Raw genomic sequence first — 21,697 nt, 5'->3', positions numbered from 1 at the left:
GCTTTGGTCGAGCAAGGGGGCTCCGAGGCACTGCTGCGGTCCGTGGGGAGGACCATCCCGTCGTTGTCCCGCAGCGGCGCGTGGCGGCGGCAGGGAGCAGACCGACTCGGGCCGCTGCCTGCGCGTGCCGATGTTCTTCTCGGATCGCCGTGCGGAACGCCTCTGGCGGTGCGGGTCATGCGTGCGCGGGAGAGGGATCCGCGCTTCCGCCGAACAGTCGCGTCCGGCTTGTGCGGTCTTGAGGTGTTTGATGAGGATCGTGTTCTGGCGCTCGTAGCGCCGTGACGGTGTCGGGTACGTCTGCGCGGCGTGTGGCCCCGCCCAGGCCGGTCCCGTTGTCGGACGAGTGAGCAGGAGGCGCCAGTGCGGCCGTGGAGTGGGCTTCTCCTGTCCGGGCCAGGGCCGGTTCCCCGCCTTGTTCCGACGGCGCACGCCGGGCCTGGGGAAGCGGCCGCATCGTTCATGGACCAGGCGCGGGCCGCGTTCGTCGATGTGGCGGATCGGGGGCGGCGCGCGCTGGGCGGCATGATCGCGGGTGTGCCGAGTGGCGTCGCCGACGCGGTGGCCGCGCTGGTGGACGCGGGTGAGGGCCGCTCTCGGCGGCGGGTGTGGACACGGCCGGGCCGGGCGCACATCGAGGTGCGCGGACTGGGCGGGCGCGGGGAGCGGCACGAACGGCTGGCTCTCGAGGTGACGGCCGCGCTGCGGGGTGCGCCGGGTGTGACGTGGGCGGAGGTGAACGCGGCGCTGGGACACGTGGTGGTCGCGACCGCCCGGCACGACCTCGCTGTGGACGCGCTGTTGGAGCTGGTGGAGGGCGTTGAGCTGGCGCACGGCTGCGGAGGTGAACCGTTCGCGGGCGACCGTCCGCATCCGCCGTTCGACACCACACCGGCCGTGCTGGCCGGAGCGTCGCTGGTGGCGGACTGCCTGGGACTGGTCGCGGCCGCGGCTCGCCGGCTGACGCCGCTGCCCGTGTTCCCTCCGGTGCTGCGCGTACCGGTGGTGGTGGCGGAGACCCAGCCTCGGCTACGCCGCCTGCTGGAGGGCCGCCTGGGCCGGGCGCACGCCGAGATGGTGCTGACGGTGGCCCACGCGTTCACCCATGCGATGACGGCGGGGGTCGCACCACTGGTCCTGGACGGGGTGCAGCGCGTGTGGCAGCTGGCGGAGATCCGCGCCCGGCAGGCCGTGTGGCACCGGCTGGAGGCGCAGCTCGTCGGTGTGGCAGGGCAGGGACTGCCCGGGCAGGTCCCCGACCGGCTGCCCCGGCCGGTGCCGCTGCCGGCCGGCCCGGTGGAGAGGTGCGGGGAGCGGACCTCGCTGGCGGCGCTGCTGGGCGCGGCAGGAGCGTGGGCATGGGCCCGCAGCCCCGAGTCCGCCGTACAGGCGATCCTGGCCACGGTGCCGAAAGCCGCGGGCATGGGGCGCGAGGCGTTCTGTGCGCAGCTCGGCCGCGACCTGGCCCGCCACGGCGTGGTCCCGCTGGACGGAGGCGCCCTGCGGCTGCTGGACAGGGTCTCGGCCGTCGTGATCGACTCCGCGGTCCTGTGCACGGCTCGTCCGAGGCTGATGTCGGCGACCGCCATGGACGGCCTGGACGAGACCGCCCTCTGGGCCGCCGCGCAAACGTGTCTGGCGGACCTCCCGCTGCATGCCCTGTGCGGCCCCGGACCGTGGGCCGCCGGGGGCTGGCGGCTGGAACGCCCCGCCGACGCCCTCCGGGCCCGCCCCGACGCCCCCTCGGGGCTGCCGCTGGACCTGCGCGCCCCGGACGGCCGGTGCGCGGGTCGGGTCGTGGTGGGCTGTGACCTCGACCCGCTGGCCGACGCCGTCGTGACCGCGGCCCGCTCCGGCTCCCGCCGCCTGCTTCTCACCGAACACGTGAGCGCCGCCGAACTGCTTCCGTGGGCCGATCAGAGCCTGCCGCCCGCCACGCCCTTGCATCAGCAGGTGCGCCGCCTGCAACAGGACGGTCACGCCGTGCTGTTGGTCAGCTCGGCCGAGGACCGCGCGCTGGCCGCCGCCGACATCGGCGTAGCCGTGCTGCCCGCCCACGGCACCAGCGCTGCCCGGGGCCGCGGGGCGTGGTGGTCGGCGGACCTGGTGTGCGGCGGGCCCGCGCAGATCTGGCGGATCCTGTCCGCGGTCGACGCCGCTCACCGCGTCAGCCTGAAGTCGGCTCACCTGTCGATGGGCGGGTCCGCGCTGGGGGCGCTGATCGCGGCCGCGGGTGCCCGCCGGACGGTGGGCGGCCTGACGACGTCCCCGGTGTACGCGGCTGCCTTCCTCGCCCAGCTCGGGGGCGTCAGGGCCGCCCGCGGCCCGGCCCGCCGCCCGCTGCCCCCGGCCCGTGTCCGCGGTGCCTGGCACGCCCTCGGAGCCCGCGAGACCCTCCGTGTCCTGACGGCCCTCCGCGAGGGCGCGCCCCGGCCGCCCGCGGCTGACGCGGCCACCGGAACAGCCCGTCTGCTGAAGGCCGGGCGCGCCGCGGCCGACGCCCTCGGTCTGGCCGCGCCGACCTGGTGGGCGGGCCAGTTGCTCACCGCGGTGCGGGAAGAACTCCGCGACCCTCTCACACCCGTGCTGGCGCTGGGCGCGGCAGCTTCCGCCGCTGTGGGGTCGAGCATCGATTCCGCACTGGTGGGAGGGGTGATGGCCGGCAACGCCGTCGTCAGCGGCGCACAGCGGCTGCACGCCGAACGCGCCATCGCCGGCCTGGTGCTCACCGAGAACATCCGGGCGCGGCATGTGATGTGGACACCCCCCGCCATGGACGGCCCGCAGGCCGCGGCGGCATCGGACCGGGCGCGGTTCTTCGCCGGGCTGGACACGGCTCCGGTGCGCACAGTCCCCGCGCAGGACCTACGGATCGGGGACGTGATCGCGCTGGGCCCCTCGGACGTCGTCCCCGCGGATGCCCGGCTGCTGATCAGCGACCGGCTGGAGATCGACGAGGCGGCCCTGACCGGGGAGCCCGCCGCTGTCGCCAAGGATCCGGCGGCCACCCCCGGTGCGGAGCTGGCCGAGCGGTCCTGCATGGTCTACCAGGGCTGCGGTGTGCTGGCGGGTGCCGGTTACGCGGTGGTCGTGGCCACCGGAACGCAGTCCGAGGCCGGCCGCGCCGCGGATCTGGCCGGCCACGCCGTCGCCCCGCCCGGCATCGAAGGCCATCTGGCCGCCCTGACCAGAACGGCGCTGCCCGCGGTCGGCGTCGGCGGCGCCGCGGTCACGCTGCTGGGCCTGATCCGGGGCGTGCCGGTGCGGGAGGCTCTGGCCTCCGGCGTGGCCGTAGCGGTCGCCGCCGTTCCGGAGGGCCTGCCACTGGTCGCCACCGTCGCCCAGTCGGCTGCCGCCCGCCGCCTGTCCCGGCACGGCGTCCTGACGCGCTCCGCCCGCGCCCTGGAAGCCCTGGGCCGCGTCGACGCGGTCTGCTTCGACAAGACCGGCACCCTCACCGAAGGCCGCCTGACCGTCACCCGCCTGGCCACACTCGACCACGACGTCCTCGTCGACAGCCCCACCGGGCAACGCCTCCTGCGCACCGCCGCACGGGCCTGCCCCCGGCCCGCGCCCGGACGGCCCCTCGATCACGCCACCGACCAGGCCGTCGTCGACGCCGCCACCGCCCAGTGCCCGCCCGACCACGCCTGGCGACCCGGCGTGGAGCTCCCCTTCGAGGCCGGCCGCGGCTACTCCGCCACCCTCGGCACCGACGCGGGACGGCCCTGCCTGGCCGTCAAAGGCGCGCCCGAGACCGTCCTCGGCCACTGCGCGACCACCCTCGGCGCCACCCAGGAACCCGGCCACGACGGCGTCGTCGCCCTCACACCTGCCCGGCTGCGGGCCGCGCACCGCCTCGTACGGCGCCTCGCGGGCGACGGGCTGCGAGTGCTGGCCGTCGCCCAGGGCACCCCGGCCACCGCGCCGTCTCCCTGCGACGGTCTGGCCGAGCTGGTCGGTGACCTGACGCTGCTGGGCTTTCTCGCGATCGCCGACACTCCCCGGGCCGGGGCCGCCGAGACCGTCAAACGCCTCACCGACATGGGTGTACGCACCATCATGATCACCGGTGATCACCCCGCCACCGCCACCGCCATCGCCCGCGACCTGGGCATCCCCCGCGCCGACATCGTCCTGACCGGTGCGCAGCTGGACGCCCTGCCCGAACCGGACCGCATCCAGGCCGTCGAGAAGGCCGCGGTCTTCGCCCGCGTGTCTCCGGAACACAAGGTCCGCATCGTCCAGGCCATGCAGCACAACGGGCACGTCGTCGCCATGACCGGCGACGGCATCAACGACGCCGCCGCCATCCGCCTCGCCGACGTCGGCATCGGCCTGACCGCACACGGTTCCACCTCGGCCCGAGCCGCCGCCGACCTCGTCCTCACCGACCCCGACCCCACCCGCATCCTCAACGCCGTCCAGGAGGGCCACGCCCTGTGGCGCAGTGTGCGTAACGCCGTCGCGATCCTCCTGGGCGGCAACGCCGGCGAAGTCGCCTTCACCGTGCTCGGCACCGCCCTGTCCGGCCGCGCGCCCCTCGGCACCCGTCAGCTCCTGCTCGTCAACCTCCTCACCGACATGCTGCCCGCCCTCGCCGTCGCGCTCGCTCCCGCCCGATCCGGCGACGACCCCCTCACCGGGCCGGCCCCCGCGCTGCTGGGACCCGATCTCGCACGCCTTCTCGTCATCCGCGGCGCCGCCACCACGCTCGGCGCCCTCAGCGCCTGGCAGACCGGCCGCGTCACCGGCCTGCCACGCCGCGCCGGCACCATGGGCCTGGCCGCACTGGTGACCACCCAACTCGGCCAAACCCTCATCACCGACTGGCGCAGCCCTCTCGTCCTGTCCACGGCGGCCCTGTCCGCCGCTGCTCTGATCACCATCGTCCAGGCCCCCGGGCTCAGCCACTTCTTCGGCTGCACCCCCCTCGGCCCCCTCGCCTGGGCCACCGTCACCATCTGCGCCACCACGGCCACCCTCGCAGCCGCCGTCACCCCCCGCTTCCTGACGCCATCGGACCGCCATGCCGCGAAGCAGCCGCAAAGCGCTCCCCCGGGCCCAGGTAAGTAACCGAGAATTCGGCCCTTTGCGGGTGGCGATATCGGCGGCCTGTCGGCGCCCGAGGCGCCTTCCATACCGGGTGGAGGCCGGGTGCTGCACCTGCCGGGGCGCCGGCGACTGGGCGGCGCCGGCTGGTACAGGGCCAAGGTGCGGTTTTCCGCAGGGCGCCGACCAGGCGTATCCGGTCTTCGAGGCGCCCGGCAAGCCGGTGGGTGAATTCGGTTGCGGCGGGGCCGGTGGGCTCGGTGAGGATACGTGCATGGACGGTGCGACAGATGATGTGAACCAGGCGATCGCGGGCGAGTTGCAGCTCATGGATCCGCGTGTCCGCGCCTCGCGGGAACGCGCCGCGCAGCTGCTTGACCCGGAGTTCGTGGAGGTCGGCGGGTCGGGGCGGCGATGGACGTATGAGGCCATGCTCGCCGAACTGCCCGACCATCCCGGCAGTTCGGTGGATGCTCCCCGTTATGAGCCCTCAGAGATCTCGGGGGTGCTGCTCGCGCCGGGGCTGGTGCATCTGACCTTCGAGACCATGCTCGGCGAGCGCAGGACCAGGCACAGTTCGATCTGGCGCAAGGGCGACGGAGCCGCAGGCTGGCGGATGTACTACCACCAGGCCACACGTGTGCCGCCCGGCGTGGACTAGCCGCACTCGGGAGCGGTTCTTGGAAGGGGTTCTGCGGAGAGGGACGACGTCGGTGGCCCCGCACAGGCCGAACTTCCGGCATCACGCTGGTGATCGCAGTTGTGCGCGCCGCCGCTGGACGCGGGGGCGGTCAACAACCCGTTGGGCGGCGGCAGTCGTCCCGCGCGGCGGGTGTCAGTGGTGGCGCGTACGGTCTGCGCATGACTGATCAGTGGTGGGCAGGAGTACGTCAGCGGGTCGAAGCGGCTGGTGCGGGGCCCGGGGGCGACAAGGTGTTCGGCGCGTCGGGGCACAGGTGGATCGTGGAGGACGCGCTCACCCAGGACGAACTTGCCGAACTCGAGGCTCACATGGGCGTGCGGCTGCCGGAGGAGTACCGGGCCTTCCTGCTGCACGTCGGCGCGGGTGGCGCCGGCCCCGCGTACGGCCTGTTTCCGGTTCGGCGCGTGCAAGGCCGCTGGCGTTGGGAGGGCGACGGCGCGGACCTGGCCGACCTGTCGATGCTTGCGGAGCCGTTCCCCGAGGAGGGGCCGGACCCGAAACTGCTCGACGGCGTTCTTGCCGAACGCCCCGAGGAAGAGGACTTCGACGCCATCGAGGACTTCGACGACGCCATGGAGGCGTGGGACGAGCGGTGGGGGGCCGTCATGTTCGCCCCGGAGCGCACTGCCGGCGCGATCGTGATCTCCCACCTGGGTTGCGCCCAGAGGGAGTGGCTGATCATCAGTGGCAGCCATCGCGGCACCATCTGGTCCGACTGCCGGGTGGACGACGTAGACCTCGCCCCGCTCCTCGGCGACGACGGTACGCCGGTGACGTTCGCCCGCTGGTACACCGACTGGCTGGAGGAAGCCGAGCGCACAGCCCTGTCGGCACCGCAGGTCCGTCGTCGTGGGGGCAGCACCGCCGAGTGAGGCGTCCGGCGCGGCAGTGGGAACGCGGCAGTGGGAACAATGAAGGTCCCGATCTTGGGCAGACGGTAGGAGTGATCTTGCCGTCGGTCCCATGAGGGGGGCATGTCGTGACCGCACCTGCGCGTCGTCAACCGTCTGCGAACCGCCGGCACGGGTTCGACCTTCGCTCGACCGCCCTGTTCTTCGTCTTTCTCGCTGTGGGCGTGAGCGTCCTGGGTTTCGCGGCCCGCATGGTGGCCGGTGCCGTGGAGCGGCGTCCCGTCTGGGTGTTCGTCCTGGTCGTTGTCGGTGTCGCGGGCCTGGTGGGCCTGCGGCGCCGGTTGCACGTGTCTAGAGCGGCACGCCGGGCCGCAGCAGCGCTCGACGAGGCGGCGAGGGAGGCGGCCGACGAGCTGGAGGCTCCCCCGATTCCGCTTCCCCGCCCGGCCGCTGAGGTCCCCGTCGACTACGACGCCCTGACGCCCGAGGAGTTCGAGGAGGCGATCGCCGCCCTCTGCGAACGCGACGGTTGCTCCGCCGTCGACGTCGTGGGAGGCGCCGGGGACCTGGGCGCCGATGTCGTGGCCGTGACCCCCGACGGGCGCCGGGTCGTCGTCCAGTGCAAGCACTACGGCGACTCCCACCGGGTCGGCTCCCAGGATCTTCAGCGCTTCGGCGGCACCTGCTTCACCGTCCACGAGGCCGACGTCGCCGTGCTGGTCACCACGAGCGACTTCACCACGCCCGCGGTGGAGTACGCCGACCAGTGCGGGATCGTGTGCGTGGACCGGGAGACCCTCCAGGCATGGACGGACGGCACCGGTCCCCGGCCCTGGGAGGCCGCCCCGGGAGGCTGGTCAGCGGGATGGGAAAAGACGGCTGCCGAGACCCCGCATTGACGCACGACGAGGTCGGCGGCCTGTGCGGCCTCGGCCGGGGTGGCGGCGCGGGCAGCGAGTCCGGCGACGAGGTCGGTGAGGGTCTCCGGGTCCGCGTGAGGTGCTCAGGACGGCGTCGCGGCCGACGCCGACGGCGGGTCAGCCCGCGAGAGGGGCCCAGCGGCGCCTGGGTCCAGCTGGGCCACCCTGGGCCGGATGACCGGTCCGCCCCGCGCGAATACTGGAGAAATGGAGCGGAACGCTGAGCTGGGAGACTTCCTTCGCACCCGCCGGGCCCGCCTGAGCCCGGACGACGCGGGGGTGATCCCGGGTGGCGGAGTGCGCCGGGTACCGGGCCTGCGCCGCGAGGAGGTCGCCCACCTGGCCGGAGTGAGCACGGACTACTACACCCGCCTCGAACAGGGCCGCCACCCCAACGTCTCCGAGGCCGTCCTGGACGCCGTGGCCCGCGCCCTGCGCCTTGACGACGACGAACGCGGTCACCTGTTCGACCTCGCCCGCCCCCGCACCACCCGCTCACCGCGCCGCCGCCCGGAACGCGTGCAGCGCGTGCGCCCGGACGTCCATCGGATGCTGGACATCCTGGGCGGCGTCACGCCGGCCTTTGTCGTCAACCACCGGCAGGACGTGCTGGCCGCCAACCACCTGGCCCGCGCCCTGATCACCGACTGGGACGCGCTGCCGTACCGGGAACGCAACTTCGCCCGCTACGTCCTCCTCGACCCCGCCGCCCGCGAGCTGTACCGGAACTGGGGCGAGGTCGCGCAGATCGTCGTGGCCAACCTGCGCCTGGAAGCCGGACGCCACCCCGACGACGCCCTGCTCAACGAACTGATCGGCGAGGCCGTCGTCAAGGTGCCGGAGTTCAGTGCCTGGTGGGACAGCCACCGAGTGGCCCAGTGCGTCCACGGAACGCAGCACTTCCACCACCCCGTGGTGGGCGAGTTCACCCTCCACCACGAGACCCTGGCCTTCCCCGCCGACCCGGGCCAGACCATGTGCGTGTACACCGCCGAACCGGGCTCCGCCTCCGCGCAGGCCCTCGCCCTCCTCGCCAGCTGGAGCGCCCCGGACGCCACCCGGGAAAGCGGCCCGTCACGCGCCCCCCGGCCCGGCAGCACGGCACGCCCGGAATGACGTACGCCGCGGGGAGAAGCCGGCCGAGCGGCACAAGCTGACCCCCGCCCGCGTCCGCGGGGAATTCGGAGACCCGCGCGCGACGACCGGTTGCCCAGCAGGTGCACCGAAACTGTCTCACCCCGGGCCCGGGCGGCCGCCGGGCCCCGCTGAGCCTCCCCCTCGAGCTCCAGCTCCGCCGTCCGTATCCCATGTCCATCCCAGCGGTGATCCGTCCTCGCAGGTCACAGGCGTGTGACTGTCCCGGCGTCCCAATCCGGCGGCAAGGGGATCTGCTTCGGGACAACGGCTGCCAGCATGATCGGCGCCGGGGCTCCCGGCCACTCACAAGAGGGGGAACACCAGATGGGACACAGGACGCTTCTGCGGGGTCCGACCCTCGCCGTGGCAGCGGTCCTGCCCCTGTACGGGCCCACGGTGGTGCAGGCGGCGCAGTCCGTCGCAGCCACCGCGGTCGCGGTCTGCGGGCATACGAGCGCACAGCCCACGCTGCAGCGGGGATCGACGGGGGACTCGACGGTCGAGGCGCAGTGCGAGCTCAGTCTGGCGACGAAGCCGAGCCGGTACACGCCGATCGCGGCGGACGGTACGTTCGGGCCGGCGACGGAGACGCGCGTCAAGGACTTCCAGCGGTGTGCCGGGCTGGGCGTGGACGGTGTGCTGGGCCCGCAGACCTGGGCGGCGCTGAACACCTGGGCCGCACAACCGCACACCTGCGCCCACCAGGGCACGTCGAGCACGGCGCAGGCGACCGTGTGCGGGCACACCGACGCGCGCCCGACGCTGCGACGGGGTGCGAAGGGCACTGAGGTCAAGGAGCTGCAGTGCCGTCTGAACCTGGCGATGGAGCCGTTTCACCATCCGCCGTTGACGATCGACGGTGACTTCGGGGGCGGGACCGAGTCCCGGGTCATCGAGCTCCAGCACTGCGCCAACCTCAGCGCCGACGGCGTCGTGGGCCCCAACACCTGGGCGAAACTGGCGGACTGGTCCAGCCGTGACACGTACTGCACGCCACCGCGCCCGGCCGGCTACCCGATCGACGGCCTGGACACAGCCAAGTATCAGCACCCCGGCGGCGCGCCGATCGACTGGAAGGCCGTACGGGCCTCGGGTGTCGAGTTCGCGACGGTCAAGGCCACCCGGGGCCTGAACGTCACCGACGAATACCTCGCCACCGACCTCCAGGGGGCCAGGGCGGCGGGGCTGGCCGTCGCGCCCTACCACTTCTACACGGGCACGGCGCCCGACACGGGTGCGGCGCAGGCCGACCGGTTCGTCGCCGCCGTGCGGGCGACCGGCTACACCGGGCAGCGTGCGGGCGACCTGCCGCCGATCTTCGACCTGGAACGCATGGACGACGGCAGCGGACGCTGCCCCACCCACGGCACGGTGGACGACGCCAAGGCCTGGCTCGACCGGGTGGAGGCGGCCTTCGGCCGCACGCCGGTCATCTACACCCAGAAGTCCTTCCTCGACGACTGCCTGGGTGCGACCACCGCCTTCGCCCGGTATCCGCTGCAACTCGCGGACTACCGCCAGTCGATCACCCAGCCGCCGCTGCCGAACGGCTCGACCACCTGGGCGATGTGGCAGTACACCGACGCCGCGATCTTCCCCGGCATCAAGGCACCGGCGACCGCGGACGTGTTCAACGGCACCCAGGCCGACCTGGACCGTCTGGCCAACCGCTGATCCCGGCCGGAACCAAGGAGAACCCCCATGACCCGATTCGCACGCGCGTCCCTGGTCGCCCTGCTCGTCACCCTGGCCTTCACCGCTCCGACGCCCGCCTCCGCCTCGACCGCCACGGCAGCCACGGCAGCCGCGGCCGCGACGACCTGCTACGGCGGGGCGGTCACGGTGCGCTACGGGGACGTAGTCGATTTCGGCCCCTACTGGACCACGAGCCGCTGTCACGACATCAACATGCGCGTCATCAGCGGAACCGCGGACTACGTGTGGGCCTGCGTGAAGTTCGCGAGGTACGGCACCTGCAACGGCTGGACCAAGGTCGGCCGTAGCTGGACGACGATCGCCACCGACGTCCTGGACGGCAGCAAGTTCACGGTGCCCAACGGAATACCCCTGGAGGGCGACGACGCCGTCGTGCAGATCGCTTTCTGACCACCCTCGTCCGAACGGAGACCACCATGATCCGGAGCAGGGCGTTCGCCACGGCTCTGTTCACCGCGGCCGCGCTGCTGGGGGTGGGCGTCGCGCCGGCCTCGGCGCAGTCCTCGGCCGCCGCCGTCAGCTGCTACGGCGGCGCCAAGACCCTGACGTACCACTACTCCACGTCCCCCGTGTCGTACGGCACCTATACGACGTCCTCGCGGTGCAACGACATCAACATGCGGCTCATCACGGACGAGCCGGGGGTGTTCCTGTACGCCTGTGTGGTGTTCGTCGACCACACCGGCAAGTGCAACCACGACAACACGTACTCCCTCCACGGCACCGAGTGGGCGACCGTCGCCACCGACGTCAGGGACGGCACCCACTTCGTCCTGCGCGTGGGCCCGTACGACGAGGACGCGCAGAACGTCACGTTCCAGATCGCCTACTGACCGCTTCCCGCACCACCGTTCCCCGAAAGGACGACGATGACTTCCTCCTTCCGTCCCGTCAACCGCCGCGCCGTGCTGCGTGGCACGCTGGCCGCCGGCGCCGGTGTCGCGTTCGGTCAGCTGCTGTTCTCGGGCGTCGCACAGGCCTATTCGTGGTCGCGCACCCTGAAGCAGGGCGACAGCGGCGCCGACGTGACCGAGCTGCAGATCAGAGTCGCGGGCTGGGCGGCGGACAGCCCCAGTCACACCCGGGTCAGCGTCGACGGGGACTTCGGCCCCGGCACGGCGGCGGCCGTACGCCGGTTCCAGACGGCGTACGGTCTCACCGCCGACGCCATCGTCGGACCCAACACCCAGGCGAAGCTCAACGCGTTGGAGCAGTCGGACGGCTCCACGGCCCACTTCAACTGGAGCGAGTTCGTCGACCAGTCGAGCGGCACCTTCAACGGCGGCAAGGTGAGCGCGGCGCAGGCGAAGGAGAACGCCCGCCGCTGCATGTACAAGCTGGAGGCGCTGCGCAAGAAGCTGGGCGACAAGCCGATCACGGTCAACTCCGGCTTCCGCAGCATCGCGCACAACGCCGAGATCGGCGGGGCCAGCGACAGCATGCACCTGTACGGCACCGCGGCCGACCTCGACGTGCCCGGCGTGGCCACCAAGACCGTCTACCAGAAGGCGGAGACCTGCGGGTTCTCCGGGCTGGAGAGGTACACCGTCGACCACCAGCACGTCGACAGCAGGGCTGACCTCGGCCGCGACTGGTGGTGGGAGAGCGGCACGATCTGACGCCGCCCCGAGTCATCCGGAGCCGGAGGTCCCGGTCACCGCCGCACGGTGACCGGGACCTGCGGGCTTCAGCTCTTCGGTGTGTCCTTCAGCGCCGCCTCGCAGGAGGGCCAGTCGTGGAAGTCGCGGTGGGCGCTCCACAGCCGGTGGGCCGCCTTGATGTTCCACTCCGGGTCGAACGCGCGCAGCGGTGTGCCGTCCAGCTCCCGCAGGCGGGCGTCGGAGATCTGGAACACGCCCCAGTTCCGGCTGCCGTTGGTGTTGGGCAGCACCCACAGCGGGTCGAGGAACGACGCACAGCGGGCGATGGCCACGGCGGTGTCGGGATCCTCGACGAACACCGCACGGATCCGCTTCGCCACCTGGGTCGGCGACCAGGTCGCCATGCTCACCTTCTGCGCGTAGAGCGCGTTCTTGGTGTCCTCGTCGACCACGCTCCTGGCCGTCACACCCGCCAGCACCTGGAACGCGGTCAGTCTGCGCAGGGTCTCCGGCCCGAAGTCCCCGTCGACGGCGAGCCTCCCCTTCGACCGCACCAACAGGGTCTGGACCTCACGCACGCACTCGTCGTGCTGCCCCATGCTCACCGTCTCGCACGCCGGGGAGAACAGCAGCCTGTCGTCGGCCGCCGGTGAGGCACCGGCGGGGCGCCCGAAGGGCAGCCACACGAAGCCGGCCACCAGCACCACCGCGACCACGGCGGCCAGGATCGCGAAACGGGAGGACAGCTTCTCGGGCACCCGGGACCGTCGTGGCTTCTCGGTCTCGTCGGGGGTGATCTCCGGTGGGGTGGCGTCGTCGGGTCCGGGGTTCGCCTGCGCGGGCACGACAGGGTCCTCGGGCCCGGGACTCGCCTGTGTGAGGGGCAGGGCAGGTGCGTCCGGTTCCGGGTCCGGGTTCTCCTTGGCGGTCACGGCCGGTACGTCCCGGTCGGTGTCCGCCAGCGCCCACAGCCGGTGGAGTTCGCGGAGCTCTTCCGCACTGGCGCCGCACACCTTGGCGAAGGCGTGCACCACCCGGTAGTCCGTCGGAACGCTGAGGCCGGAGCAGTACCGATGCAGACTGGAACCACTGACGCCCGCCTCCTTGCCGAGGCGGTCGTAACCCCGGCCACTGCGGTCCTTCAGCATCCGAAGGCAGGCGGCGAACTTCTCGGTTTGCGGAGAGGCAACCACACATCCACCCTTGCTCAAGCCTCTGCTGACGGGGAGAAGCTACACCGCACAGAAGGAGCGCGTGTGTCCTTTGACTGGCGGAATACGACCGTCAACGCCCTTTTGCAAGACGGTATTTGAGGGACTGTCAACCGGCATCGCCTCCGGACCGAGGTCGGTGCCGCTCACTGCAGCGGGGGGGGCTCACTGCCCAGGTCTGGTCACCCGGATCAGGGTCTGCTGCCCGTTGGCGACCAGCTTTCGCTCGCCGCCGGCCTGGACGCCGTACACCTCCAACTGGCAGACGGTCAGGGTGCGTCCGGACTTCAGGACGGTTCCGACCGCCTCGAGGTGATCGCCGACGGCGGGCGCGAGGAGGTTGAACTTCGGGACTCGCCTGCTCCGGCTGTGTCTGGTCGTCCACGTGCTCTCCTTGGACGGACATCGTGTGTGCGTACGGGGGCGCGGGCGGGCTCGTCAGCCGCCGGGCGAGTGAGGGAGGCCGGACAAGGTACCTCACCGCCGCAACTTGTGTGATGGATCCCTCACCGCGCTCCTTGTGGAAAGGGTCGCTCCACCTCCTCACCAGGGCCGATCGTGGGCGACATGACCGATCAGCGTATGGCCCCCGTCAGCTCTGCCGTCTTCGCCGCCCCCGCTCACGGTCCCGCGGACGGAGCCGGGTCGCGGAGGTCGAGCGCGGCCACCGCGTCCACGAGTGACGAGGCTTGGAGTGAGGAGGCCGGTGAGGTCCGCCGTTTCTGGGGCCGACTCGGTCTTCCCGGGCTGGTCGACGTCCACACCCACTTCATGCCCGAGCGTGTCCTGCACAAGGTCTGGGACTACTTCGACGCCAACGGGCCGCTGATCGGCGGGCTGGAGTGGCCGATCACGTACCGGAAGGAGGAGGCAGAGAGAACGGCTCTTCTGCGGGCGTTCGGGGTCCGGGCCTTCACCTCGATGCTCTACCCCCACAAGCCCGGCATGGCCAGGTGGCTGAACGGCTGGGCGGCCGACTTCGCCCGCCGGACCCCCGACTGCCTGCACACCGCCACCCTCCACCCCGAGCCGGACGTCGAGACATACGTCCGCGAGGCCGTCGAAGCAGGCGCGCGCGTGTTCAAGGCTCATGTACAGGTAGGAGCGTACGATCCGGCCGACGAACGTCTCCAGCAGGCGTGGGGGGTGCTGGCCGAGGCCCGGATCCCCGTGGTGATGCACTGCGGCTCGGGGCCCGCGCCGGGCAAGCACACAGGCCCCGAGCCCGTCGCGCGGGTGCTGGCGCGGCACCCGAAGCTGCGGCTGATCGTCGCGCACATGGGCATGCCCGAGTACGAGGAGTTCCTCGACCTCGCCGAGCGGTACGACCAGGTGCGGCTGGACACGACGATGGCGTTCACCGACTTCACCGAGGGGTTCATGCCGTTCCCGCGCCGGGCCCTGCCGCGGCTCGCCGCACTCGGCGACCGCATCCTGCTCGGCTCCGACTTCCCCAACATCCCCTACTCCTACCTGCACCAGCTCCACGCCCTGGAACGGCTGGGTCTCGGACAGGACTGGCTGCGGGCCGTGTGCCACGACAACGCGGCAAACCTGTTCGGCCTGTGACGCCGTCGAACCGGCCGTCAACCGATGAAGGCTGGTGCCGCCCCCACTGCGAGGCAGCACCGAGGAGCTGGTGATCCGGAAAATGCCCGGGTGAGGTCAGCCGCGCGGGTCGAAGGTGTCGGCGGGGCCGGCCTTGAGGGCTTCGGCGACGGCGGTGGCCAGAGGGGTGGAGGGGCGGCCGATGAGCTGGGGCAGGTCGGTGCTGTCGGTGTACCAGTCGCCTCGGGTGGCGGCGAGGCTGGTGTCGGCGAGCAGGTCGGCGAACGCGCCGGGCAGGCCGGCGTCGGCCAGGGCCTTGGCGTACTGGCCGACCGGGAGGTCCTGGTAGGTGAGGGGTTTGCCGGTCTGCCGGGATACCTCGGCGGCCAGATCGGACATGGTGAAGGCGGTTCCGCCGAGTTCGTAGATCTTTCCTGCCTGGTCGTCACTGGTCAGGATGACGGCGGCGGCCGCTGCGAGGTCCGCGCGGGTGGCCCCGGAGATCTTTCCCTCGCCGAAGGAGCCGATGATGGCGCCGTGTTCCAGGGCGGGGCCGAGGGTGGTGGTGTACATCTCGGTGTACGCGCCGTTGCGGAGGAGGATGTGCGGCAGTCCGGAGGAGCGCAGTTCCTGCTCGGTCTGCTTGTGCTCGTCGCCGAGCCGGAGGGTGCTGGTGTCGGTGTTGACGAAGCTCGCGTAGGCGACCAGGCCGACGCGGGCCTCGACGGCGGCGGCGATCGCTCGCCGCATCTGCGGGTACCGCTGCCCGAACTCGGCGCCCGGTACGAGCAGCAGGGTGGTGGTGCCTGCGAAGGCGGGCACCAGGGTCTCGGGCCGGTCGTAGTCGGCCTCGCGGACCTGCACGCCCCGCTCGGCCAGGTCGGCGGCCTTGGCGGGGTTGCGGACGGCCGCCACGATGCCGCTCGCGGGCACCCCCCGCTTGAGCAGTTCGTCGATGACGAGGCGACCGTAGTGTCCGGTCGCCGCAGTGATGGTGATCACGATGGGTTCCTTGTCGGAGTGTGTGAAATGACGCCCTGAGCGGATGCCGGGCCGCACGGGCGCGATCGGGCAGCCCGGTGCGGGCTGGGTCGGGGGTGCCGCCGCTGTTGCGCGCCGTATGGCGGCAGTCGTGCGGCGGCGGGTGGAGGTACTGGTCGCCTTGGCGGTCCGGGCGCTGTCAGACCGGTCAGGTGCCTGGGGTCATGAGGATCAGACCCTTGCCGTTGATCTTGCGGCCTTTCTCCAGGTCGGTGATCAGGGCGGTGGCGGTGTCCAGCGGGACGGTTTCGCCGATGGACATGCGGATGTCTCCGGCGGCGGCCCGGGTGGCGGCCTCGGTGAGGGTCCGGGGGTCGGGCTCACAGAAGAAGATCTTGTGGCGTCGGAAGAGGGCGGCGTGCGCGAACTTGGCGGGGGTGGCGTTGATGTCGAGGTAGACGCCGGTCTTGTTCAGCAGCCGCATGGCGGTCCTGACGGGGAGGGAGCCGCTGGTGTCGTAGACGACGTCGAACGTGCCCTTCGGTTCTGCCTGGTCGGCGGGGTCGGTGGTGGTGTAGTCGTAGACCGGGTCGACGCCGAGGGCGCGGGCGCGGTCCACCGAGGTGGGGCCGGTGGTGCCGGTGACGGTGGCGCCGAGGGCTCTGGCGAGCTGGACGACGGCTTCGCCGACGCCGCCGGTGGCACCGTTGACGAAGACCCGTTGCCCGGCTCGCAGGCGGGCGCGGTCGATGAGTCCGGCCCAGGCCATGACCGCCGGGGTGGCCAGGGCCGCGGCCTGTTCGAAGGACAGGCCGGCGGGCTTGAGGGCGAGGTGGGACGCGGGGGCGACGACCGCTTGGGCGAAGGCGCCGCTGGGCTTGAGCGGGGCGATTCCGTACACGTGGTCGCCGGGCTTGACGGCGGTGACGCCGGGGCCGACCGCGGTGACGGTGCCGGCGAAGTCCGAGCCCATCGCGCGGGGGAAGGACCGGCCGGTCATCATCCTCAGCGCGCCCTGCCGGACCTTCCAGTCGATCGGGTTGATCGCTGCCGCGGCGACCGTGACCGCGACCTCGCCTTCCTTCGGCGAGGGCAGGACGAAGTCCTCCAGTCGCATCGTGTCGGGGCCGCCGTAGCGGTGGTACTGGATCCTGCGCATGAGACGTGTTCCTTGAAGAAGACCCGTCCTGAAGGACGGGGCGGGGTGGGGCGGTGCTGGGGTGCCGGTGCCGTGTCGACGGTGGCCCGGCCCCGGGCCGTGGATCAGGTCGCGGCGTCGGGCCGGTGGTGTCGGCGGTCATCCGGGTTACTGGCCCGTGCCGCCCCGCAGGGCGGCACGGGCGCGCGACGGCCTCCCCCGGCCGCGGTGCCGCGCCGCGGCAGCCGGCTCGTCAGACGAGGAACTGCGGGGTGAGTTCGAAGTGGCGCCCGACGCGGGCGCCGGCCTCATCGAGCAGGAGGTTGACCTGCCAGATCTCGACGCCGCGCCGCACGGCCCGGGCGACCTGTGCTCCGACCTCCTCGTGGCGGCTGCTGGGGCGGACCTGGAAGCCGGGGTTGTCGTAGAGGAAACAGACCAGGAGGACGGCGCGTTCGTGCGCTTCGAGACTGTCGCCGAGTTCGCCGATGTGCTTCACCAGCCGGTCGGTGGAAGCGAGCGGTGGGCGGGGCCGGGTGCGCACATGGTCGCCGAGGGGCACCTGGAGATGGTCCAGGGGCGTCTTCACCTCGACGTAGGTGTCGTCGTTGACGAGAAAGTCGAGACGCGAGCGGCCCAGGGTCTTCTCCCGCTGGACGCTGCGCACGGTGACGATCTTTCGCAGGAGGTTGCTCTTCAGTGCCTGCTCGACGTAACGGTTGGCGGCCGTCTGGTTGATGCCGATCCAGGCAGGCTTGCGGGTGCCGGGCGCATCGACACTGACGGCTTCCACGGTGTACGGGGTCCTGCGGTTAGGGCTGCGGCTGCGGGAGAGCAGGCAGGGCAGGCCGTCCAGGACGAGGTCGCCGATGCGCCCGGTGGTCGGGCAGTGGCAGGCGACCTCCGTCCCGGCGATGTCCGCGTCGATGATGAACCGGTTGGGGCGCCGGACGACACGAGCCCGGGTCAGGGGCTCGGCGAAGCAGATCCGGTCGCCCCGGGTGGTGAGTGCTGCGGCGGTGTCGGTCATGCTGCCTTCGTTCAGGTGCGGGCGGGCCCGGCCTCGTGAAGGGCCGGCCGCGCGCGGCCGGCGACACCTCACGGGCCGGTGTCCTCAGGGTCCGGCGAACTGCCGGTCAGTGCTGGGGATCCCGGCCGGCCCGGATGCTCGGGGAGAGGTCGAAGACACTGATCACGTGAATGATCTTGCCGTTCTCGACAGTCAGGTAGTCGACGCCGCGGAAGTCCTTCGCAAACGGCGTCTCGGTGGTGTAGACGGTCGCGGCGTGGGTGTCGTCGCCCAGCACGTCGATCACGGTGCTGCTGATGAGGGCGCTGGTGAACGGCTCCAGGAACTGGCGGTAGCGCTCCAGCCCCTCGAAGCGGCCGTTCGGCGCCTCGCACACGACGTCCTCGGACAGGAAGGACATCGCCTTGTCGACGTCGCCGCCGAGCCAGGCACGGACGAACTCGTCGGCGATCTTCTGGGCGGAGCCGGTGATGGCGGTCATGACAGGTGTTTCCCTTTCCTGAAGCACTGCTCCCGTACGGGCCCCGGTACAGCCCGTGTACCGGCGGCCCACCTTGCGGGAGCGGCCGGGCCGCGCCTTTCCGCGACCCGATGACTTCATCCTGACCGCCTTATATGACACCTTGTGTCATATAGGTGAGGGAATTTGGAGCCATGAGATCCGACCGCCTGCTCTCGATCATGCTGCTGCTGCAGACCCACGGACAGCTGCCCGCCTCCGATCTGGCCGACCGCCTGGAAGTCTCGGTCCGCACGATCATGCGAGACGTGGACGCCCTGTCCGCGGCCGGTGTGCCCGTCTACGCCGTCCGCGGCCCTCAGGGCGGCATCGCCCTGCTCCCCGGCTACCGCACCGACGTCACCGGACTCACCGCCGACGAGTCGCGCGCCCTGTTCGTGCTGGTGTCCGGTACCGCCCATGCCGACCTCGGTCTGGGCCAGGCCCTCGGCTCCGCCCTGCGCAAGGTCATGGCCGCCCTGCCCGCCCCGCACCGTCCCGACGCCGACCTGGCCAGCCGCCGGATCCTCATCGACCCCGTCCGCTGGCGCGGCACCCCGGACCCCGACCATTCCGCCCCCGACCTCGCCCCCTTCCAGCAGGCCGCCCTCACCGACCGGCGCCTTCGCCTGCGCTACCGGCACGGACGCGACAACCGCGTACGCACCTACACCCTCGACCCCTACGGCCTCGTCAACAAAGCCGGTGTCTGGTACCTCGTCGCCGACCACGACGGCGAACCTCGCCTCTTCCGCACCGACCGCGCCCTGTCCGCCACCGTCCTCGACCAGCCCGCTCAGCGCCGCGACGGCCTGGAGCTGACCGACGTGTGGCAGACCCTGCGCCGCCGCATCGACGACATTCCCGCCCCGCTCGCCGTCACCACCCGCGTCCGCGACGAGATCCTGGCCAAGTTCCTCCGCATCCACGAAGCAGACCTCGCGACTCCCGCCCCGGCCGAGTCGCCGCCCGAGACGGAGGGTGAGCCGGGCTGGACGAGAGTCGAGCTGCGCTTCCGCTCGCTGCAGGCCGCGGAGACGCTCCTCGCCTTCGGTCCCGACGCCGAAGTCCTCACCCCGGAAGACCTCCGCGAGGCCCTGGCCCGCAAAGCCGCCGCAACCGCTGCGCTCTACGCCCCCTGCCAGGACACCTGACCGGACGGCCCACGGCAGCCACACGACCAGCCCCCTGTGCCGGCGGCGCTTCTTGACCGCGTACCACCGGCCCGGTGGACCATGCGGTCGCAGCCCTGGCGACCGGTGGCTTCCCCGCCGTCCTCGGCGTCCGGGTCCTTCCGGGAGCGCTCCTCGGTTTCGACGCCCTCCAAGGGCTTGCCCGCCGTCGTGCCCTGCTCCGGCTGGTAGCCCTCCTTGGCGCTCGCCGTCCCCGGCACGGATCGCTCCTGCGGCCGGCTCTCCGCGCCCGAGTGCGCCCCGGGCTCGTCGGGGCTGCGCGCCCGGTCGTAGCGGTCCCCGCGCTGATCCTTCTGGCCGGTCATGTCCGTCCCTCCCATCGGGATCGGGTCTTCGCCGGGTTCCCTGGGGCGGAACACCGGAAACGGCCACGCGTCACGTGCCCGGCCCGTCCTCGCCCGGTCTGCGCACCACCGTGAGCAGGTCGACGCGCCCGGCCACGGCCTCCAGGGCCAGCGTGCGGTAACCGGCCTGGTCGAACAGCACCGTGATGCGGTCCTGGTCCTCGCTCAGCACGGTGCCCTCGCCCCATCGCTCGTGCCGTACCTCGGTCCCGAGGGGATAGGAGGCCGCCGCGGGGTGGGCGGGCCGGTCGCCGTGCCCGCTCTCGGGGCGGTCCTCGTCGCAGGTGTCACAGTTGCCGCACGGCGCTTCCAGGTCCTCGCCGAAGTAACCGAGCAGGAAGTGCCGTCTGCAGCCGGTCGTCTCGGCATACGCCCGGGCCATCTCGACCCGCGTCCGGTCGGTCCGGCGATGCGCCTGCGCGGTCTGTTCGGCCCGCTCGGCCGCCCGCCCGGGAGACACGCCGGGGGCCGGTCGTACCTCGCCTTCCTCCCCCGTGACCACGGCGTCGGCCTCCTCCAGCAGGTTCACCGCCGCGGTGACCCGGTTCCTGGACAGACCCGTGTCCTGGCGCAGCTCGTCCAGGCCGACGGGGTCACCGCGGTGGTCGTGGACGGCGTCGGCCACGTCGGACAGGGCGTCGCGGCGTGGGGTGCGGCCGGCGAAGTAGGTCTGCATGCCGGTGTCCTCGGGCCGGTAGAGCAGTACGGCGAGGGCCGGGCGCCCGTCCCTGCCGCAGCGGCCGATCTCCTGGTAGTAGGCGTCCAGGGATCCCGGCAGCGAGGCGTGGAGGACGAACCGTACGTCCTCCTTGTCGATTCCCATGCCGAATGCCGAGGTCGCCACCACGACATCCGCCGCGCCGGACAGGAAGGCGTCGTGGGCCTGGGCCGGGCTCAGGCCATGTCCGAGCCCCGTAGGAGGAGTTGTGCCACAGCCATGCACGCCACGACGATCGCCGCGCGGAACGGCCACCGGCTCCGGACGTCCGCCGGCGCGGCCGTGGCCGCGACCGCGACGCCGCCGGCCGCTGCCGCCAGTACCCAGCCCCAGTCCCCCACGGGTCCGGGCGGCCCGGTGATGAGCACGGCAACGGCCGCCACCATGACGAACGGGGCCAGCCACCGGCAGGTTCCGCGGCCCAGCCGCTGCGGCAGCCCGCGCACGCCGGTCGCGAGATCGTCCTCGATGTCCGGAAGCACGTTGACCAGGTGCGCTCCCACACCGAGCAACGCCCCTGCCGCCACTGCCCACCAGGCGGGCCAGGACGGCGACGGCAGGCCGAGGGTGACGAACGCCGGCAGCGAGCCGAAGGCCACGGCGTAGGGCAGCGGGGAGAGCGCAGTGTGCTTGAACACGAGGTTGTAGGTCCAGCCCGTGGCCACCATGGCCAGATGCGCCGCTCCCGCGGCGGCGCCGCTCAGCAGCGACAGCGCCGCACACAATCCCAGAGCCGTACCGGCCGCGACAGCCACGGTCCGCTGCGGGAGTTCACCGGTGGCCACCGGCTTGTCCCGGCGTCCGCAGGCCGTGTCGCGCCGGGCGTCGACCGCGTCGTTGCACCAGCCCACCGAGAGCTGGCCAGTCAGCACGGCCGCCGCGACCGCCGCCGAACCGGCCGCCCCGCGGCCCGCCGCGACGGCCAGCGCGGTCACCAACAGGGTCACGGCGACCGCCGGCTCCAGGTGGCAGGAGCGCAACAGCAGCGGGACACGGTGTGTCGTGGACGGGAGGACGTCGACCGGGTGTAGAGACACAAAGGCAAGATAAATGGA

Annotated in this window: 18 protein-coding genes and 1 pseudogene; 11 read left to right on the top strand and 8 right to left on the bottom strand. The window is 72.2% G+C overall.

The features are described from left to right. Positions 1–462: 462 nt before the first annotated feature. The 9 genes from ACPT94_RS18685 (at position 463) to ACPT94_RS18645 (ending at position 11,998) form a co-directional block, all read left to right on the top strand. Positions 463–5,076, top strand: coding sequence for a cation-translocating P-type ATPase (locus ACPT94_RS18685; protein ID WP_425246328.1), 4,614 nt, complete (start codon positions 463–465; stop codon positions 5,074–5,076). Positions 5,077–5,326: 250 nt separating this feature from the next. Further along, complete coding sequence (locus tag ACPT94_RS18680; RefSeq protein WP_360332990.1) at positions 5,327–5,713, top strand: nuclear transport factor 2 family protein; 387 nt, start codon at positions 5,327–5,329, stop codon at positions 5,711–5,713. 200 nt (positions 5,714–5,913) lie between these two features. After that, the gene (locus tag ACPT94_RS18675; protein ID WP_425246327.1) at positions 5,914–6,627 is read left to right on the top strand and encodes an SMI1/KNR4 family protein; all 714 of its coding nucleotides are present in this window, start codon (positions 5,914–5,916) and stop codon (positions 6,625–6,627) included. Positions 6,628–6,734: 107 nt separating this feature from the next. Beyond that, positions 6,735–7,505 (top strand): restriction endonuclease, encoded by a 771-nt coding sequence (locus tag ACPT94_RS18670; protein ID WP_360332984.1) that lies wholly within the window; start codon positions 6,735–6,737, stop codon positions 7,503–7,505. A gap of 228 nt (positions 7,506–7,733) precedes the next feature. Continuing rightward, on the top strand, positions 7,734–8,642 hold the full coding sequence (locus tag ACPT94_RS18665; RefSeq protein WP_360332981.1) for a helix-turn-helix transcriptional regulator: 909 nt from the start codon (positions 7,734–7,736) through the stop codon (positions 8,640–8,642). A 345-nt stretch (positions 8,643–8,987) separates the two neighbouring features. Continuing rightward, positions 8,988–10,337 carry a GH25 family lysozyme gene (locus ACPT94_RS18660; protein WP_425246326.1) on the top strand — a complete coding sequence of 450 codons (1,350 nt, stop codon included), beginning with the start codon at positions 8,988–8,990 and terminating at the stop codon, positions 10,335–10,337. A gap of 27 nt (positions 10,338–10,364) precedes the next feature. Further along, positions 10,365–10,769 (top strand): hypothetical protein, encoded by a 405-nt coding sequence (locus ACPT94_RS18655; protein WP_425246325.1) that lies wholly within the window; start codon positions 10,365–10,367, stop codon positions 10,767–10,769. Between the two features lie 26 nt (positions 10,770–10,795). After that, entirely contained in the window at positions 10,796–11,212 is a 417-nt protein-coding gene (locus tag ACPT94_RS18650; RefSeq protein ID WP_360332972.1) for a hypothetical protein, read from the top strand. Positions 11,213–11,248: 36 nt separating this feature from the next. Further along, on the top strand, positions 11,249–11,998 hold the full coding sequence (locus ACPT94_RS18645) for a D-Ala-D-Ala carboxypeptidase family metallohydrolase (protein ID WP_360332969.1): 750 nt from the start codon (positions 11,249–11,251) through the stop codon (positions 11,996–11,998). Between the two features lie 68 nt (positions 11,999–12,066). Here ACPT94_RS18645 and ACPT94_RS18640 read toward each other — a convergent pair whose 3' ends face one another. Next, on the bottom strand, positions 12,067–13,173 hold the full coding sequence (locus ACPT94_RS18640; protein WP_425246324.1) for a helix-turn-helix domain-containing protein: 1,107 nt from the start codon (positions 13,171–13,173) through the stop codon (positions 12,067–12,069). A 183-nt stretch (positions 13,174–13,356) separates the two neighbouring features. Beyond that, a pseudogene (locus ACPT94_RS18635) lies at positions 13,357–13,539 on the bottom strand (DUF4442 domain-containing protein); the annotation flags it as partial. Positions 13,540–13,758: 219 nt separating this feature from the next. Here ACPT94_RS18635 and ACPT94_RS18630 point away from each other — a divergent pair. Beyond that, positions 13,759–14,760, top strand: coding sequence for an amidohydrolase family protein (locus ACPT94_RS18630; RefSeq protein ID WP_425246323.1), 1,002 nt, complete (start codon positions 13,759–13,761; stop codon positions 14,758–14,760). A gap of 96 nt (positions 14,761–14,856) precedes the next feature. Here ACPT94_RS18630 and ACPT94_RS18625 read toward each other — a convergent pair whose 3' ends face one another. The 4 genes from ACPT94_RS18625 to ACPT94_RS18610 form a co-directional block, all read right to left on the bottom strand. After that, on the bottom strand, positions 14,857–15,741 hold the full coding sequence (locus ACPT94_RS18625) for an SDR family oxidoreductase (RefSeq protein WP_425246322.1): 885 nt from the start codon (positions 15,739–15,741) through the stop codon (positions 14,857–14,859). A 187-nt stretch (positions 15,742–15,928) separates the two neighbouring features. Next, the gene (locus ACPT94_RS18620) at positions 15,929–16,879 is read right to left on the bottom strand and encodes an NAD(P)-dependent alcohol dehydrogenase (RefSeq protein WP_425246321.1); all 951 of its coding nucleotides are present in this window, start codon (positions 16,877–16,879) and stop codon (positions 15,929–15,931) included. A 232-nt stretch (positions 16,880–17,111) separates the two neighbouring features. Then, entirely contained in the window at positions 17,112–17,888 is a 777-nt protein-coding gene (locus tag ACPT94_RS18615; protein ID WP_425246320.1) for a DNA/RNA nuclease SfsA, read from the bottom strand. A gap of 106 nt (positions 17,889–17,994) precedes the next feature. Then, positions 17,995–18,369 carry a nuclear transport factor 2 family protein gene (locus ACPT94_RS18610; protein WP_360332951.1) on the bottom strand — a complete coding sequence of 125 codons (375 nt, stop codon included), beginning with the start codon at positions 18,367–18,369 and terminating at the stop codon, positions 17,995–17,997. 173 nt (positions 18,370–18,542) lie between these two features. Here ACPT94_RS18610 and ACPT94_RS18605 point away from each other — a divergent pair, with 173 nt between their 5' ends. After that, positions 18,543–19,541, top strand: a complete 999-nt coding sequence (locus tag ACPT94_RS18605; protein ID WP_360332948.1) for a helix-turn-helix transcriptional regulator — start codon at positions 18,543–18,545, stop codon at positions 19,539–19,541. Positions 19,542–19,955: 414 nt separating this feature from the next. Here ACPT94_RS18605 and ACPT94_RS18600 read toward each other — a convergent pair whose 3' ends face one another. Together ACPT94_RS18600 and ACPT94_RS18595 are read right to left on the bottom strand one after the other, a co-directional pair. After that, on the bottom strand, positions 19,956–20,867 hold the full coding sequence (locus ACPT94_RS18600; RefSeq protein WP_425246319.1) for a RecQ family zinc-binding domain-containing protein: 912 nt from the start codon (positions 20,865–20,867) through the stop codon (positions 19,956–19,958). After that, positions 20,819–21,679: a UbiA family prenyltransferase gene (locus ACPT94_RS18595; RefSeq protein ID WP_360332939.1), complete on the bottom strand. Its 861-nt coding sequence runs from the start codon at positions 21,677–21,679 to the stop codon at positions 20,819–20,821. Before ACPT94_RS18595 ends, ACPT94_RS18600 begins: the two co-directional genes overlap by 49 nt. Positions 21,680–21,697 lie beyond the last annotated feature (18 nt).

The sequence above is a fragment of the Streptomyces aurantiaciflavus genome (assembly GCF_049808595.1).
In the GTDB taxonomy this organism is placed as follows: domain Bacteria; phylum Actinomycetota; class Actinomycetes; order Streptomycetales; family Streptomycetaceae; genus Streptomyces.
This window is presented reverse-complemented; position numbering and strand designations above follow the sequence as displayed.